Genomic DNA, 14,826 nt, shown 5'->3' with positions numbered 1-14,826 from the left:
CTCAGTTTGCCGATTGGCGGTAGGGTGGAGCAGCGGGAATGGCAAGGGAAACGCGGAACCGCCACGGACGCTGAGGTGACGCGCATGCGGCGGGGCTAACCTACCGCACCCGGTAGATAACCACTTCGTCTTGGGCAAAGACCACCTCACCCACCTGCGCTAGCGCCGCCAGCCGTTCGGCGGGGTAACGCTCGCGTTCAAGCGCACCGACGTAGATGTAATCAATACCGTATTGGTCGATAAGCGAGCGGATGCGGGCCGGATCGCCACTGCGGTAAATGGCATCAACGGCGAGGCAACGCGGGCCGAGTTCGGCCAGCGCCACCGGGTCGCCGCCGCGCCATTGCATTTCGTGGCCCACCCACCCCAGCACGGTGGCATGCCCGCTGGCCGCCGACACCCCACCGAAGCCTTGCCAGTTGTACGAGCCACCGCAACGCGCTGGTTCGCTGCCGGCGGCAACCGCTGCCTCGTTCTCTACTGCCGCCGCTTCGAGCACGACGCTGCCCGCCGGCACGTTGTAGCGCAGCCACGCCAGCGAGGCCACGCCGGCGGCGGTTTGCTCGCGCGGGGTGTAGCCATTGAGGCCACGCAACGGCCCGCGGCTGATGTCGCGGGTGACAATGATGGGGTACACCAGCGCGCCAGCCAGCAAGAGGGCCGTGCCGGCGCTGATCAGGCTCGCCGCTAGCCGTCGCCAGCCCGTCGCTTGCGCCCACACCCACCACAACCCCACCGGGGCCAGCACGCCCCAGATTAACCAGACCTGATAGTAAAACTTGAAGACCGTGTTCATGCGGGCCGACAGGCCCTCGAACACGTCACGAATGTAGATGATCTCAACCCCGAACAAGATGGCGCTGCCCAACGCTGCGAGCAGCAACCCAAAGCGGAAACCGGGTTCGGCAGCGTTGAGCGCCCGCCAACCCAGCCACAGCGCCAACCCGGCCAGTCCCAGCCATGGAAAGCCGATCAGCAATCCGGCGGTGAAAAGGATGAGCGGCAGCCACGGCGCCCAGCGCGGCATTGCTAAGCCGGCTAATGATTCGTTCTCTGGTGAGCGATAGAGATAGCTGCCGGCGATGATCGGCAGCGCCATTAGGCCAAAGATGATCACAAACTCGTGCCAGCCGCTACGTTCACCAAGGTAGACACCGATAATACTAGTTAGCCGGCTAAGGAGTGGCAGATCGATCCATGGCGTCGCCCCTCCCACTGGCGAGCGAAAGGTGAGGTGAAACGGCAGAAAGAGGGCAAAGGCCAGCACCGCCACGATCACGGCTTCGCGCAGCCATACCCGCCACGGCAACGCAGCGCCGTCACGCCGGCAGGCCAGCGCCAATCCTCCCCAGTAGAGCAGCAGGTAGGTGGGTAGATCCCAACTGTTGATCGCGTACAAACTGCCGAGGATCATCCCATGCAACGCGCGCAGCAGCCAGCCGGATCGTCCGGCGGGAAAGAGTGCGCCATCGCTCGGCAGGGCAGCGGAGCTGCTTTGCGCCGCGACCGCCAGCGCCAACCCAATTGCCAGCGTCGTGAAGGGCAGTGCCATCACGTGCGGGTGCATGTCGCCGAGGCGAAAACTGAAGAAGGGAAACTCGGTGATGGTGTAGCGCTGCTCGCGGCGCGGCGGATCGCCAGCGACGCGATAGCTGTCCCAGAGCGAGCGCGATGGCCACCACCAGTTGAAGTCGTTCCACTTATCGGCCCGCCGCCACCCGTCAACCGTGCCAAAATCGTACGTTGCGGTTTGGGCTGGGGAAGGCAGGGTGATGAAGGTCTCGCCGCGTAGGGCCTGCCCAAGCGCGGCAAGGAGCTGGCGGTCATCGAGCGCCACTGCCCGTTCGTCGCCAACGATCACTTGGATCGCGCCAGATTGATTGCCGGCTAACAATATCATCACAGCGCCAAGCACACCCAGCGCTCCGCGGATCACTGCCGGCGGCGGCCGGCGCAGCAAACCGAGTAGCGCATTGATCACGCCAAACGCACCTTGCGCGGTCATCGCGGCCAGCAGGGCTAGCGCAAGGTTGTAGGCAGTTGCCGGCGGCAAGCCGCTAAGCATAGCCGGGATGGCCATGAGCAGGTAGCCGAAGTAGTAGTAGTTGATGCTGTAGCCAGATAACCACGGGTCGTTAGGCGGGAAGAAGCCGCTGCGCTGGATCGCGTTGAAGAAGGCGAAGTCCATAGGGCGTTCGGTGCCCCATGGGGTGGGGTCGTGGGCGCGGAGCCAGACCACGCCGAGCAAGGTGGCGAGAAAGATCGCTTCGCCGGCCAGCGCCGGGCCAAGCGGCGGCAGCCGTTGTTGGTCGCTGCGCCAAAGCCAGAGCCAGCCGCTGCCGGCAATGATCGCGAGACAGATGACGAGCAGCGGCGTTTCAAAGCGGCCTAGGCCCAACATCGCCAACAGCCATGCCAGAAAGCCGGTGAGCAGCAACCCCAACGGGCGGGCGAAGGCTGCGCCGGCACCCGGCAAATGGCCGAAGAGACGCACGGCTGCTGGCCAACCCGCCAGCGCGAAGATAAAACCGATCACCCACCAGAGCAAGACCTCGCCGGCAACCGTGTTCATGGTTGCCCTCCGCTCAGGTTCGCCAGCATGCGCTGCGCTTCGCCAGCCAATGGACCGTCAGGCGCGAGTTGGAGGTAGCGCTGGAGGGCGTCTTGGGCCAGCGCAGGCTGGTTTCGCAGCAGGAAGAGGCGGGCTAGTTGGAAGTAGGGTTCAGGCAGCACGGGATCAATGCTCATCGCTTGGCCCAGCGCAATCTCAGCCTTATCTAGCCTGCCCCAATCGATCAGCGCTGTTGCCAGCTTGTTGTAGTTGCCGGCGGTGGGGCTGGCTTGGGCAGCGGCGAGATACGCCTGCTCAGCTTCATCGTATCGACCCGCGTCGGCCAAAATGTCGCCCCAGAGGTGGTGCAGACCCACATCGTTGGGGTTAGCGGCGGCGGCGGTGGCCAAAATCTGCGCTGCCTCGAACAAGCGACCCTGCCGGCGATAGGCATCGGCCAACCCAAAAGCGAGCTGCGCGTTGGTTGGTTGGGCAGCAACGGCAGCTTCAAGCTCTGACAGATCGACCGCCGGTTCAGTGGGTGGCGGGGGTGATGGCGGCGGTTGGGCAGCCGGCGGCGTTTCGGCGCGCAACAGCCGGTAGCTGTCAGGCAAGGGCCGCACTTGATAGATCGCGACGCCATCGTGCTCGTAGACCGGACGCAGGTAGCGGTCGCGCAAGACGGTGAATTTGGCCATGCCCTGCGGGTAGAAGGCCCGCTCAACACCGCCAATGTAGACATAATCCACATTGTAGCGAGCGAGAATGCGCAGCGCGGTTTCGGGATCGTCAGTGGTAAAGAAGGTCTCGATATCGCGCACCCGCCGGCTGGTGACTGCCGGATCGCGTTGTTCATCGGCGTGGAGTGCGCTGATCACGGTGGGCAGGCCAGTGGCGGCAGCCACCCGGATGCCGTAGGCGCGGTAGAACCAGAGGCTTGATTGGGCGACTATCGGGGTACCATTGATCTGCTGGTTGAGCCAGCGAATCGCGGCGGCGTCGCCGCGCAGATCGACTTGCACCATCGCGGTATCTGGCGCGCAGCCGCCAAAGGCGGTGCAGTCATACGTGAAGCTGGCTTGTTCCATAAACGCCATGCCGTCGAGGGTGGGGCCGGTGTCGATTGGGAAGCGGGTTGCGATGCGCGAAGGCACGGCCACCGGCAGGTAGCTAGCTGCGATCAATGCCGGAATGGCAATAACGGCGAGTGCTACCGCAGTTGCCGGCTGGCCGCCGCGCTGGTTGAGCCACGCGAGCATACGCGGCAAGAGACCGGCGGCGGCGAGCCCTAGCAGCACCCAAACGTGCAGGCCAAACTTGAAGACGGTATTCATCCGGTACCAGTCGCTGCCATCGAGATGATCGCGGATATACACCACTTCGACGCCGAGCGAGATGGCCCATGCCAGCCATGCCAGCAGCAGCGCGTACCATGCCGGCGCGCCGGCGGCTCGCCGCGCCAGCAGCAGGGTCGTCATCGCCAGCAGCGCAAACAGGCCGATCCGCAGTGCCCATTCGGGCAGCGCCGCACTGATGATAAGCACAATCCCAATGCCGCTCAGCAACAGCGCCCACGACCGTGCCGGTAGATGCCGGCGCCAGCGTTGCAGCGTCGCACCGAGGATGACCGGCGTGACGATGGTCAGCGGCAGGCCATAGAGCAAGATGTAGTCAAGTGGCAGAGTCACGTGGCGCGTCACCAGCCCGATCCCGCCAACCATCGGCCAATAACGGTCGAAGAACGGTGCAAAGAGGGCGAGCGATCCGATCCCTAACCCAACCGCTTTCGCCGCGGCCAGTGTGATCGCCGGCCAGCGCCAGCCGGCCCGCCGCACCGCGCCGGCAATGATCGCGATCCCGGCCAGCAACCCGTAAGTCGGGAAATCCCACGAGTTGGTGACGGCCAGTGTGCCGAGGACGAGCGCGCTCAGCGCCCAGATCGTGCGCCCCTTGCCGAAGATCAATTGCCACGCGCAGGCAATCGCTAGCAGCGAGAGCGGTAACGCGATCAGGTGCGGATGCAGGTCGGCATAGAGGAAGCTAAACAGCGGAAACTCGTTGATCGTGTACGGAATGACCCGGCTCGGCCCGACAAACCAGTCGCCGAGCAGACTGGCATTGCCGCTGAGCAGCAAGCGCAAACCGTTAGCTCCTTGCGACCATCCCGCCGCGATCAGGCTGGTGAGGTTGCCGGCCAGCCCAATCAGGGCCAGCGCCACCACCCCGTACCGCCGCCGCCCGCCTAGCCGTGCCCCCAGTTCATACGCGCCCGCCAGCACCATGCCAAAGAGGGTGGCCAGCGCCAGATTGAAGCCGATTGCTGGATCGAGACCGAGCAGCTTGATCGGCAGCGACATCAGATAGAGACCGTAATAGTAGTAGTTGATGTAGCCGTTGCTGTAGAACGGGTCGTAGGGCGGCATGACCGGACTGCGCAAGATGGCGTTGAGGAAGCCCTGCTCCATCGGTTTTTCGCCGCCCCACACCGGATGCCACAGGTCAGGGTTGAGCGCGCGGATGATCGCCATTGCGATAAAACCGGCCAGAAAGATCGCTTCGCCGGGGATGAGCGTGCGCCATGCGGCGCGATCGGGCCGTGCCCCGCGGAACCACAGCGCGATGGTGATGCCGCTCATCACCGCTAGCCCGCCTATCACCCCCACTGCATCGTAGCGCCAGAGGCCCAAACTGGTAGGGAGCCAGATCGCGTAGCCGAGCATGATCAACCCCACCGGGCGCGCCCATGCCAGCCCGGCCCGACCGAGCGCGACATACGCCGGCAACGCGCCAAGGCCGGCGATCAGATACCAGACCAGTAACCATGCCGCGACCGCTAGCCATTGCTGTTCGCTCAGCAGCGTATTCCAACCCAGCCGGCCCGTCGCCGGCAACTCTTGCACCGGTTTCGTCAATTCGAGCTCCGGAATGGTGCGCGCGCTCGGCGGGCGGATCGGCAGGTCGTTGGTGAGCATGCGCGGCTGGCCGGGAGCGCGCAGCCGGTAGATCACGCTCTCGCCGTGCCGGAAGACAAGATCGGCGTCGCCGCGGTTCACCAGCGTGGCGAACTTGGCCAGCCCTTCGGCGCTGTAGAGTTGCCGTTCAACGCCGCCAACGTAGATGTATTCAACGCCGTAGCGCCGGAGCGCCGCCAACGCGGTGTCGGGATCAGGCGTGTTGTAGATAGTAGCGATGATCTGCTTGCGGTAGTTGATCACCGGCCCAGCGTTGACCGCGCTGCGCTGCTGAATCTGGTGCCATTCCCAGCCGAGCAGAGTGGGCATACCGGTGAAGGTGGCGATCCGCCCGGCCCACTGGTATGAGGGTTGGTGGGCTTCGAGGATGATCGGCGTGCCGCGCGCATTGCGGCGCAGCCAATCGATTGCCGCCGCATCTTCATCGAGCGAGTAGGCAGAGCCGGCGCGGGCCGCCGTGATGTTGGCAAAGAAGGCCATGCCGTCGAGGGTACGCGGCGCCGCTGGATCCCAGCGGTCGGCGACACGGGCCGGTGTAGCAGTGATGGGGTAAACTAACCCGGCTGCGAGCAACACTCCCACTATGGCCCGCACCGTCCAGCCCGTCTGGCGCGATAGCCGGCCCGTTGCTGCCCACAGCCACGGGAGGGATGCCGCCGTCGCCAACGCCAGCAACATCCACGCATGCAGGCCAAACTTAAAGACGGTGTTCATACGGCCCACATCGCCGCGCACGACGATCACCTCAACCATGGCCCACAACCCGATCCCGCCAAAGGCGAACAACACCGGAACGAGAGTTGTCAGCGGGTGAGCGCGCAGGTTCCATCCGATCCAGCCAGCTACTCCCAGCACTGTTAGGAGCGGGATAATGGCCGGCCAATTGAGCGCCCATGCCACCAGCAGCACTGCCAGCGGCCCCATCACGATTAGCAGATTGATCCCGCGCCGCCATGCCCACAACCCGATCATAGCTAGCCACATCGCCAGCCAATGACCGCCAATTTGCAGCAGTTGGCCGGTCGTGGTGCGTTCAGCGGCTACGATGGTCTCAAGCAGGGTCAGGCCCGGCCCGCGCCAGAGGTCAATCCCGCTCGATTCGGTGGCGAAGTTGGCGATAAACGGCGCAAAGAACAGATTGCCGAGCAGCGCTGGGGTGATCGCCACGGCCAGCGCCGCCGCGACCGTCGCCGGCCAGCCGCTCCCCGCCCGCCGCCAGCGCCGTCCAGTGGCCAACGCGAGCATCAGCCCTGCCAACCCAACAAAGGTGGGGTAATCCCATGTGTTGGTGGCCCGAATCGCGCCCGCCACCAACCCCAGCAGCCCGATCAGCCACCATTGCCGCGCCGCGCCCTTGCGCATCCATGCCAGCGCCAGACCGAGCGCGGCAAGGCTGAGCGGCATAACGATCATGTGCGCATGCAGGTCGGCAAACAGGAAGGTAAAGAAGGGCACCTCGTTGATCGTGCCCGGCGTAATCCGGGTTGCATCCCAGAAGGCCCACTCGTAGCGCCCTTTAGCCGCTTGCTCGGCGGCATACCCGTTGAGGAACCAGCCAGCCTGCGCCAAATTGCCGAGCAGGAGCATCAAGCCGGGAGCAAGCGCACCGGCCACCAGCGCCGCCCGTTCGCGGCGTGGTGATGGCGCGCGCGCGGCGAGCAGGTTATAGACGATGCCGAAGGCGCCGAAGGCGGTAAGGGCAAAGATCGTCGCCACCCCAAGGTTGTAGCCGACCGCCGGCGCAATCCCGCTGAGGTGGATTAGCGCGCCCACTAGCACAAACCCGAAGTAGTAGTAGTTGATATAGCCGCCGGCGTGCCATGGGTCGAGCGGCGGGAAGGCTGCGCTGCGCAAGACTGCATTGAGGTAGGCGAAATCCATCGGCTTTTCGCCGCCGCGGGCCGGATGCCACAGGTCAGGGTTGAACCAGCGCAGGGTGAGGCCGAGCAACAGAAACCCGATGAAGAGCAATTCAGCTACGAACAGCGCCGTAGAACGCTCTTGCCAGAGTTGGCGCAGCGACTCGCGAGTGCGCCAGCCAACCACTGCTCCTATCCCCAACCCGATCAACCCGATCGTCCAAAGGGTGGCTGGCGCAAAGGGGGCAAGGCGCAGGCTGCCGGCCAGCCATGCAAGGTATGCCACCAGCAACAGGCCAACGATTTTGGCCAGCGTAAAGCCACGGTCGGGCAACCCGCGCAGGCGCGGCCCAATCACGGCAAACACCGCCAGCCCCAGCGCCTCGAGCCAGAGCACCCAGAGCAGCGGCGAGAACGGGTTCGTTCCCAACCACGACCACCACTCGCCACCGGCAGCGTACTGCGGCCAGACGCTCTCAGTGAGGCGGAGGGCGGTCGGGTTGCGATCGGCAATCTGCAGCGGCGATTTGTAGACCTCACCCCATTCGACATCGTTGGTAATGAGGCGTTCGGCCCGTTCGCGGCTGTACAATGGCGTCTTACGGAAGATCAATACCCGTGGATGGTCGTAGACGCTAAATGCCTCTTCGGCCATCCAATCGGGAATGCGAATGCCAAGGATCGTTGGGTAGGACGTGATCTCTGCCGCGAGCTCAAAGCCTAGCTCGCCGGTAAACAAGCTGTGGTAATACCGCATCAGCGCCGGGTAGCGCATGCGCAAGCGCGAGGTGCTATCGTAAACGCGGTTGCTGGTCAGGGTAATGTAATCGGCCCGGTCGAGCTGATCGAGCAAGCCGGGTTCGCCGCCGCTGCCAAAATACTTAGCCGGCTCATCTTCGGCGTACGGCGACGAGTCGATGCCGAAGAAGGTGATATTCCACGCCGCCATAGTGGTTGTTTGCAATGGCAGCGGATCGTCCCACCGTTCTGAAATGACATAACTGCCGGGTGAAGCGTGCTCGGCCAGCCATTGGGCCGCTTGCACCCGCGAGTGGGGGACGGTATAGATGCGCGAGAAGGCGTAGGCCCAAGCTGCGGTCGCGATCAGCACCGCTGGCAGCGCCAGCCGGGCCGCCCATGCCAACCCGCGACCCAACCACACGCGCCATGCTGGCCACAACCCTGTGCGTCGTAGGGCCAGCGGGTTGGCATACAACCAGCGCCGCGCCCAGCGCGCTGCCGTGATCAGCGCCCATGCCGCCAGCACGGTTAATGCGCCGTAGATCGGCAACAGGTAGCGCATCGTGATCGCAAACTGGCCGCCTTGCCACGCAAAGTAGAACGCGACCCAGACCCACAACACCCACGCCGGATGCCATGGCCGGCCAACGACAGGTGACGGTTGAAGCGCCCACTGCCAGCCGCGCCGGGCATAGCGGGCAGCAAAGAGCAGCCAGCCTCCCCACGCCGCCAGCCCTAACAGTGGCCCCATCCCCCATAGCACCATATTGATCCATGGGAAGAGGTAGGCTGGACGGCCTACCCATTGCTGGCCGGGAGGGAAGTCGTATTCACCCGTCACCAACGCGCGCACGGTGGTGAGATTTTCGCGAAAACGCGGGTCAAACCTAACATCAAAGAAGCCAGCGCCGTGCAAGATCGAAGGCCCATCGATCAGCGGCGAATCAGCGCGCGAGCCGATGAACGAGTCGGGGGCAAGGGTGCGGAAGGTCACGATGGTGAGCGTGCCGGCCACGATCAGCAGCCAAATCTCGCGGCGGACGAAGCGATCAAAGACGGCTGGCCACGGCTGCCCGCGCAGCGCGCGTTGGGCGGCAATCAGCGCCGCGACAATCGCCAGCCCACCGATCGTCGCCATCGTGATCCGGTTGGCCATCGCCGCGCCGATGCTAAGGCCCAGCGCAGCATAGACAATCACACCACCGCCCTGCGCCGCCCGCACCGTCCAGTACAGCGCCAGCAGGCAAAAAAAGGTCGAGAAGGCCGGATCAACAAAGAAGTGGCTCTGCTGGATGTGCATCACGGTGAGCGCGGCAAACAGCGCGGCGAGCAACCCAACCCGCCGGCCAAACAACCGGCGCCCGATCAGGTAGACGAGCAGAACGCTGCCCAGATCGAACAGCGCCGCCAGCCCGCGCCCGATCTTCCCAATCTCGCCGTAGCTGGTCAGATTGACGCCATCAGGGTTAAGCCACGGCATCAAGGGGAGCAAGCGCGGCCAATGATATTCGGGGTTGGGCACAGGCGGGCCGTAGTCAGTACGCCGTTCATTCGGCGCCGTTGGATCAGCGCCTACCCGTGGCGGCCCTTCGATCGAGAGCACCTGCGCCGGTAATGCTTCCGGCGGGGTGAGCATCACCGCCACCACCCGCGTCAACATAATTGGCAGCGGCCCGTAGACATAGAGCGGAAACTGTTCGTAGCTGCGCGGATTAAGCGGCGAGCGGCTCGAGTCGTAGAATTCGCCAAGATTATCCGGTAGGCGAACCGTTGAGGCGACGTAGGTAAAGAAGCGTTCGTCGGGATGTTGGCCGGTGCCGGAGTCCCAACCGAACAAGTTGAGGGTGCGGAAATAAAGCGCCAACAGTAAAATGGCCGCCAGCCCAAGGCGGACGACCCATGTGCGGTGTCGAGTTAGAGCCTGTCGCACGGCGATTCTCACGAATGTGTTGCCAACCCGATGTTGTTTGCATGAACGTGCGAGCGTGATGGGTTTGCGAGCATCACGCTGTGCGCGTTGGCATTATACACCGGTCTGGCTGAGCAAGGCTACGATGGCGCTGATCTGGCGCGGGGTAAGACCGTGCCAGCGCCTCCCACCCGGTTGGAGGAGCAGGTTCGGCCCGCGTTGGCATCGGTCTTGGCAACCGCTGGCAATACACTCTACTTGTCCTAACAAGCCGGCTTGCCAGAGAGCTTGCTCTAGTGCGGCGTAGACATTGGCCGCGCCGCGGCCGCGGCAATGTGGTCCCATACAGAGATAAAGGCGTGGCATAGTGGTGTCACGTGAACATTGGGCAATGCAAGCACTCTCTATTATACACGTTCGTGCTCTAAAAGCCCTCGCAGCAAGCTCCCCCTTCAGCGAAGAGAACCACCTGTCATTGCGAGGGAGCGGCGGCGTCCGACCGAAGCCATCTCCTGCTGAAGCGAGAACGAACCCTCAGCGGGTGCTGTCCGTGTTCGTAGGGGATTGGTGGGCAGAGCATTGCTCTGCCCCTACGCGCGGCTCGCAATGACCGTAGGGGAGCGGGGGATTGCGTCGCCGTGGTGGGCAATGCAGCGCATTGCCCCTACGGCGGCTCGCAATGACAAGAGGCGGGCCAGCGGCCCGCGCTCCTATGGGCCAGCGGCCCGCCCCTTTGCCGGCTTACGATTTTACGCCCGGAACCGGTTCAAATAGGCTTGGGTATCGAACGGCTTAGGCGTTGGACGCGGCAACGGTTCGAGCGGCGGGCGGCGGTAGAAGATGCCGAGCGGCAGCCGCTCGCTCTCAACCGCGTAGTGCATCGCCGCATCGAGGTCGGATGGGTCGTGCGTGTCGGGCAGGTTGTAGACCAGCTCCTTGTACAATTTGTAGGTATCGTAGAAGGTGACACAGGGGCTGAGCACGTGAATAAAGGCAAAGCCGCGATGGGCGAGACCGGCCTTGATCAGCTCGGCCAACTGCTTGGGCTGGCTCGAGAAGCCGCGGGCCACGAACGACGCGCCGCTGGCGAGTACGATGGCCAGCGGATGCAGCGGTTGGGCCGACTGGCCGTAGGGAGTGCTCTTGGTGACGTGGCCGCGCGGCGAGGTCGGCGAGGTTTGGCCCTTGGTCAACCCATAGATCGCGTTGTCCATCACCACGACGGTGATATCAAGATCGCGCCGCGCCGCGTGGGGCAGATGGCCCAAGCCGATACTGAAGAAGTCGCCATCGCCGCCGACGGCCATCACGGTCAGATCGGGGCGGGCGGTCTTGAGGCCAATCGCTGCCGGCAGCGCCCGGCCATGCACCGTATGCAGGCCGTAGGTCTGCAAGAAGCCGGGCAAGCGCGAGCTACAACCAATGCCTGAGACCACGGCCAGATCCTTGGGGTTGATCTGGGCGGCAGCAAGGGCCTGCTGAATCGCGGCCAACACGCCGAAATCGCCGCAACCCGGACACCAGATCGGTTTGAGGTCGCTGCGGTAATCGGATGGTTTGTAGACGACGGGTGCTGAGGTGATCGGTACGGCTGTCATAGGTGTGACCTTGTTACATCTGATGTTATTAGGGCAACGCATCGCGTTGCCCATACTGAATGCGGCAAAGCTCCATCAAGCCAGCACTGGCTCGGCGAGGCCGTGCAGCGCGTGAATCTGGCGCAGAATCTCAAGCCGCGAGAAGGGCATACCGGTATACTTGGTCATCGAGCGCACCTTGATGCCCAGTTCGGCCTGCAAGAGCTTGGCGAACTGGCCTTGGAAATTGACCTCCGGCACCAGCACAATCTCAACCTGTTCGAGAAACTCGTTAATGGCGTCAACCGGCAGCGGCGAGAGCATCTGCACTTGCAACATCGCCACCGGCAAATCCTCTTGGCCGGCCAGATAGACTGCGCCGCGGCACGGGCCGGCAGTGGTACCCCAACAGATCAGCCCGACTTTGGCCCGCTCGGCCCCAAACCGGCGCACATACTCGCGTGAATGCTGCAACGGGGCCAGCTTGCCCCAACGCTTTTCGGTCATGATCGCGTGGTTCGCCGGCGTATAATCAGGGTTGCCGAACTCATTATGCTCAAGACCGGTCGCGGTGTACTGGGCATAGGCCACGCCGGGAGCGACCATCGGCGACACCAGATTTGCGGTCAGTTCGTAGCGGCGATACTGCTTGGCAGCTAATTCGCCATTGGGGCGCAACCGGTCGATGCGCGGATACTTGCTCAGATCAAACGGTTCCACCGTCTCGGTGCGGAACGAGAGCGAATAGTCGCTCAGCACAATCACCGGCGTTTGGTACTGTTCAGCCAGATTAAAGGCCCAAACCGTCAGATGGAAACACTCGGCGACGCTGGCCGGCGCCAGCACAATGCGCGGACTATCGCCGTGGCCGCCGTGGAGGGCGATATTCAGGTCTGACTGCTCCATCTTGGTGGGCAGGCCGGTGCTGGGGCCGCCGCGCTGGGCATCAACGATCACCACTGGAATCTCGGTCATGCTGGCATAGCCAATCGCCTCGCTCATCAGTGACAACCCCGGCCCGGAGGTAGCGGTCATGGCGCGTTTGCCGCCATACGACGCGCCGATGCACGCCATAATCGACGCAATCTCATCTTCGGCCTGCAGATAGCCGCCACCAATCTGGGGCAACATCGCCGCCATGCCTTCCATAATGTCAGAGGCAGGGGTAATTGGATAGCCGGCAAAGAATTCAACCCCGGCGTGCAATGCGCCGGCCACAATCGCTTGATTGCCAGTCATCACATAGCGATCGTGCTCACCGGTCGATTCCATCCAGAACGGATCGCGTTTGGCAAGCTGGTGGGCGTACTCGATCCCGGCCCGCAGCGCGGCCAGATTCGACTCGAGCAGATCGGCTTTCTTGCCCAACTTGGCCCGCACGATATCTTCGAGTTTATTCAGGCCGAGACCAAACAACGCCGCCACCACACCGAGCGCAGCCACATTCTTACCGCGCCGGTTGCCGGCGGCTTGCGCGATCTGGCCAATCGGGGCCGGGTAGGCAATGCCGGTAAACTCGGCAGGGAGGTCAAACTCTTCGGGATCGTAGAGCAAGACGGCATTGGGGGCCATATCGGCGTGGTGGAGATCCCACGCTTCGCGGTTAAAGGCAAACAGCACATCAACCGCATCACCCATCGATCGAACTGGGCTGTTGGACGCGCGCACCTGAAACATCACCGGCCCGCCCTTAATTTCAGCCGGAGTGGTGCGGAAGGTAAAGACGTGGAGGCCAGAACGGGCAGCCGCTTGCGCCAGCATCTCGCCGGTGGCGCTGCTGCCGTCGCCGCTTTCGCCAGCGACACGGATGACGACATCTTCTTTCTGGATCATGGCGACCTCGCCGTAGCTGCGTTGCTCTGCGCCGGCGTTGGCGCTAGAACGACACGAGAATGGTGAAGGTATCATAGCACTGGCGTGCAGTCGCTGCAATGCCCTTTTTCTTGTGATAGACGGTGCGATGTTTGTGCAAAAATGTTGCGTTGCCAATCGGGTTGGAACGAGGGTTGGTCGTAGCAGTGAATTGTTGGGAGGCTTGCGAGAAGCTGTGGCGTGCGGCAGTTTGACTGCCGCACGCCACATAGCGGCAGGTGCAGAGGTAGCATCGCCTTAACAAGACGCAAAACGCACAAAGGTTGCTAGGGCAAAACCTATCTGGTGTTTTTTGGGTCTTTTTGTGGCTATTCACCGGCTCAGCCGGTTGTGTACCGCAGAAAACGTGGAGAAGGGCCTTTCCCCCTGCGCGATCGGTGTCCTCGGCGGTAAATCAAACCAACTTCCTCGTCCTTGGCCGGTTCCGCAGCATCGTACCCGTCGTGCAGCCAGCGTAACAGGTCATCCGGACGAGTATCCGTGCAACATTGTACCGCCGCTGAGATACCTTGTTCCGCGGTCGTGGACAGCACCACCAGCATGATTGGCGTATTCTCGACTCTGGTCGCATGCTCACCCTCGGCGAACACGAGGATGGTATGGTGGAAGTTGGGTGCAAGCCGAAGAACAACTAGTCCCTCACTCGGTTTCACTGATGATGGTCAGACCCGGAATAGCCTGATAATCTACCGGATTGTGGGTGATGAGCGGGAGCTGGTAATACAGCGCCGTGGCAGCAATCCACGCATCTTGGGGCGCGATCGGCATTCCTGCTTGGCTGCGCATCGCGCGGATCGTGGCCCATACCCGGCATAACGGCATATCGATCGGGATGATGGTATAGCGCTCCATTGCCTGTTCAAGCTGCTGGATCCGATTGTCGCCCCAATGCCGCACCGCTGCCCATTGGAACAATTCAGCCACCGTCATCAGGGAAATGGCGAGCTCGCGATTGAGCAGGTGCGGCGCGTAGAGTGCCACCCGGCTATCGCGTTTGAACAAGTAAGACACGATATTGGTGTCGAGCAGCACCATCACCATCGTTCGTCCATCGGATCGGATCGATCAGCGTGCCGTTGTTGCGCCAAATATGCGATGACTGCATCCGCCGTTTCATCTTCCGGCCAAAAATCAGCCGCCAGCGTTGCAAGGTCTTGCACCGGCGCGGTGCGCCGGACTGATGGCGGGAGCGCCGGTGCTGCCGCGAGCGTGCGATAGTGGCGCATCAACGATTGTGACAGCGCTTGGATCACGATCAACTGGTCGACCGGCGACAATTGCTGCGCCGCTTGGAGAACTTGCTCGACGCTCGTTGTCATCGGTCGCCTCCTTTCCATTGCCATCA

The 14,826-nt window shown here is 63.1% G+C and carries 7 protein-coding genes; all 7 read right to left on the bottom strand.

Going from position 1 to position 14,826, the window contains the following annotated elements:
- Positions 1 to 100: 100 nt before the first annotated feature.
- The gene (locus A6A03_RS03220) at positions 101 to 2,572 is read right to left on the bottom strand and encodes a DUF2298 domain-containing protein (RefSeq protein WP_066783512.1); all 2,472 of its coding nucleotides are present in this window, start codon (positions 2,570 to 2,572) and stop codon (positions 101 to 103) included.
- Positions 2,569 to 10,053, bottom strand: coding sequence for a DUF2298 domain-containing protein (locus A6A03_RS03215; protein ID WP_066783511.1), 7,485 nt, complete (start codon positions 10,051 to 10,053; stop codon positions 2,569 to 2,571). The genes A6A03_RS03220 and A6A03_RS03215 overlap by 4 nt, the downstream gene beginning before the upstream one ends.
- A 93-nt stretch (positions 10,054 to 10,146) precedes the next feature.
- Positions 10,147 to 10,398: a (2Fe-2S) ferredoxin domain-containing protein gene (locus tag A6A03_RS19930; RefSeq protein WP_076798208.1), complete on the bottom strand. Its 252-nt coding sequence runs from the start codon at positions 10,396 to 10,398 to the stop codon at positions 10,147 to 10,149.
- Between the two features lie 383 nt (positions 10,399 to 10,781).
- Positions 10,782 to 11,630 carry a 2-oxoacid:ferredoxin oxidoreductase subunit beta gene (locus A6A03_RS03210; protein WP_066783510.1) on the bottom strand — a complete coding sequence of 283 codons (849 nt, stop codon included), beginning with the start codon at positions 11,628 to 11,630 and terminating at the stop codon, positions 10,782 to 10,784.
- A gap of 75 nt (positions 11,631 to 11,705) precedes the next feature.
- Positions 11,706 to 13,442, bottom strand: coding sequence for a 2-oxoacid:acceptor oxidoreductase subunit alpha (locus A6A03_RS03205; RefSeq protein WP_066783509.1), 1,737 nt, complete (start codon positions 13,440 to 13,442; stop codon positions 11,706 to 11,708).
- A gap of 678 nt (positions 13,443 to 14,120) precedes the next feature.
- Entirely contained in the window at positions 14,121 to 14,522 is a 402-nt protein-coding gene (locus A6A03_RS03200) for a type II toxin-antitoxin system VapC family toxin (RefSeq protein WP_066783508.1), read from the bottom strand.
- A complete protein-coding gene (locus A6A03_RS03195; protein WP_066783507.1) occupies positions 14,516 to 14,800 on the bottom strand; it encodes a hypothetical protein in 285 nt (94 codons plus the stop codon). The genes A6A03_RS03200 and A6A03_RS03195 overlap by 7 nt, the downstream gene beginning before the upstream one ends.
- Positions 14,801 to 14,826: the final 26 nt, after the last annotated feature.

The organism is Chloroflexus islandicus, assembly GCF_001650695.1.
GTDB lineage: Bacteria > Chloroflexota > Chloroflexia > Chloroflexales > Chloroflexaceae > Chloroflexus > Chloroflexus islandicus.
This window is presented reverse-complemented; position numbering and strand designations above follow the sequence as displayed.

Bases quoted from the DNA above. Each gene is read 5' to 3' on its own strand.
- A6A03_RS03220 (WP_066783512.1), bottom strand. From the start codon at position 2,572: ATGAACACGGTTGCCGGCGAGGTCTTGCTCTGGTGGGTGATCGGTTTT.
- A6A03_RS19930 (WP_076798208.1), bottom strand. From the start codon at position 10,398: ATGCCACGCCTTTATCTCTGTATGGGACCACATTGCCGCGGCCGCGGC.
- A6A03_RS03210 (WP_066783510.1), bottom strand. From the start codon at position 11,630: ATGACAGCCGTACCGATCACCTCAGCACCCGTCGTCTACAAACCATCC.
- A6A03_RS03205 (WP_066783509.1), bottom strand. From the start codon at position 13,442: ATGATCCAGAAAGAAGATGTCGTCATCCGTGTCGCTGGCGAAAGCGGC.
- A6A03_RS03200 (WP_066783508.1), bottom strand. From the start codon at position 14,522: ATGGTGATGGTGCTGCTCGACACCAATATCGTGTCTTACTTGTTCAAA.
- A6A03_RS03195 (WP_066783507.1), bottom strand. From the start codon at position 14,800: ATGACAACGAGCGTCGAGCAAGTTCTCCAAGCGGCGCAGCAATTGTCG.